Origin of the sequence: Pseudomonas sp. efr-133-TYG-5 (genome assembly GCF_030209175.1) — a bacterium.
Lineage (GTDB): Bacteria > Pseudomonadota > Gammaproteobacteria > Pseudomonadales > Pseudomonadaceae > Aquipseudomonas.
Genome location: NZ_JARVSM010000013.1, coordinates 1 through 2,843, shown reverse-complemented (window position 1 = coordinate 2,843; position 2,843 = coordinate 1). Strand labels below are relative to the sequence as shown.

General features: G+C 51.7%; 1 rRNA gene. It reads left to right on the top strand.

Annotated features, from left to right (window positions below):
* Positions 1-2,753, top strand: a 23S ribosomal RNA gene (locus QRN70_RS27705); the annotation flags it as partial.
* Positions 2,754-2,843: the final 90 nt, after the last annotated feature.

The following is a 2,843-nucleotide window of genomic DNA, read 5'->3' as shown; positions in this document are numbered from 1 at the left end:
AAGATGGTTATCTTGTACTGAATACATAGGTGCAAGAGGCGAACCAGGGGAACTGAAACATCTAAGTACCCTGAGGAAAAGAAATCAACCGAGATTCCCTTAGTAGTGGCGAGCGAACGGGGACTAGCCCTTAAGTGGCTTTGAGATTAGCGGAACGCTCTGGAAAGTGCGGCCATAGTGGGTGATAGCCCTGTACGCGAAAGTCTCTTAGTCATGAAATCGAGTAGGACGGAGCACGAGAAACTTTGTCTGAATATGGGGGGACCATCCTCCAAGGCTAAATACTACTGACTGACCGATAGTGAACTAGTACCGTGAGGGAAAGGCGAAAAGAACCCCGGAGAGGGGAGTGAAATAGATCCTGAAACCGTATGCGTACAAGCAGTGGGAGCAGACTTTGTTCTGTGACTGCGTACCTTTTGTATAATGGGTCAGCGACTTATTTTCAGTGGCGAGCTTAACCGAATAGGGGAGGCGTAGCGAAAGCGAGTCTTAATAGGGCGTCTAGTCGCTGGGAATAGACCCGAAACCGGGCGATCTATCCATGGGCAGGTTGAAGGTTAGGTAACACTGACTGGAGGACCGAACCGACTACCGTTGAAAAGTTAGCGGATGACCTGTGGATCGGAGTGAAAGGCTAATCAAGCTCGGAGATAGCTGGTTCTCCTCGAAAGCTATTTAGGTAGCGCCTCATGTATCACTGTAGGGGGTAGAGCACTGTTTCGGCTAGGGGGTCATCCCGACTTACCAAACCGATGCAAACTCCGAATACCTACAAGTGCCGAGCATGGGAGACACACGGCGGGTGCTAACGTCCGTCGTGAAAAGGGAAACAACCCAGACCGTCAGCTAAGGTCCCAAAGTTATGGTTAAGTGGGAAACGATGTGGGAAGGCTTAGACAGCTAGGAGGTTGGCTTAGAAGCAGCCACCCTTTAAAGAAAGCGTAATAGCTCACTAGTCGAGTCGGCCTGCGCGGAAGATGTAACGGGGCTCAAACCATACACCGAAGCTACGGGTATCACGTAAGTGATGCGGTAGAGGAGCGTTCTGTAAGCCTGTGAAGGTGAGTTGAGAAGCTTGCTGGAGGTATCAGAAGTGCGAATGCTGACATGAGTAACGACAATGGGTGTGAAAAACACCCACGCCGAAAGACCAAGGTTTCCTGCGCAACGTTAATCGACGCAGGGTTAGTCGGTCCCTAAGGCGAGGCTGAAAAGCGTAGTCGATGGAAAACAGGTTAATATTCCTGTACTTCTGGTTATTGCGATGGAGGGACGGAGAAGGCTAGGCCAGCTTGGCGTTGGTTGTCCAAGTTTAAGGTGGTAGGCTGAGATCTTAGGTAAATCCGGGATCTTAAGGCCGAGAGCTGATGACGAGTTACCTTTCAGGTGACGAAGTGGTTGATGCCATGCTTCCAAGAAAAGCTTCTAAGCTTCAGATAACCAGGAACCGTACCCCAAACCGACACAGGTGGTTGGGTAGAGAATACCAAGGCGCTTGAGAGAACTCGGGTGAAGGAACTAGGCAAAATGGCACCGTAACTTCGGGAGAAGGTGCGCCGGTGAGGGTGAAGGACTTGCTCCGTAAGCTCATGCCGGTCGAAGATACCAGGCCGCTGCGACTGTTTATTAAAAACACAGCACTCTGCAAACACGAAAGTGGACGTATAGGGTGTGACGCCTGCCCGGTGCCGGAAGGTTAATTGATGGGGTTAGCTAACGCGAAGCTCTTGATCGAAGCCCCGGTAAACGGCGGCCGTAACTATAACGGTCCTAAGGTAGCGAAATTCCTTGTCGGGTAAGTTCCGACCTGCACGAATGGCGTAACGATGGCGGCGCTGTCTCCACCCGAGACTCAGTGAAATTGAAATCGCTGTGAAGATGCAGTGTATCCGCGGCTAGACGGAAAGACCCCGTGAACCTTTACTATAGCTTTGCACTGGACTTTGAATTTGCTTGTGTAGGATAGGTGGGAGGCTTTGAAGCGTGGACGCCAGTTCGCGTGGAGCCATCCTTGAAATACCACCCTGGCAACTTTGAGGTTCTAACTCAGGTCCGTTATCCGGATCGAGGACAGTGTATGGTGGGTAGTTTGACTGGGGCGGTCTCCTCCTAAAGAGTAACGGAGGAGTACGAAGGTGCGCTCAGACCGGTCGGAAATCGGTCGTAGAGTATAAAGGCAAAAGCGCGCTTGACTGCGAGACAGACACGTCGAGCAGGTACGAAAGTAGGTCTTAGTGATCCGGTGGTTCTGTATGGAAGGGCCATCGCTCAACGGATAAAAGGTACTCCGGGGATAACAGGCTGATACCGCCCAAGAGTTCATATCGACGGCGGTGTTTGGCACCTCGATGTCGGCTCATCACATCCTGGGGCTGAAGCCGGTCCCAAGGGTATGGCTGTTCGCCATTTAAAGTGGTACGCGAGCTGGGTTTAGAACGTCGTGAGACAGTTCGGTCCCTATCTGCCGTGGACGTTTGAGATTTGAGAGGGGCTGCTCCTAGTACGAGAGGACCGGAGTGGACGAACCTCTGGTGTTCCGGTTGTCACGCCAGTGGCATTGCCGGGTAGCTATGTTCGGGAAAGATAACCGCTGAAAGCATCTAAGCGGGAAACTTGCCTCAAGATGAGATCTCACTGGAACCTTGAGTTCCCTGAAGGGCCGTCGAAGACTACGACGTTGATAGGTTGGGTGTGTAAGCGCTGTGAGGCGTTGAGCTAACCAATACTAATTGCCCGTGAGGCTTGACCATATAACACCCAAGCAATCTGAATGCTCGAAAGAGACCAGATTGCGGTGTGTGAAGACGCAATGAACCGAAAGTTCGAGACAACACACAAAC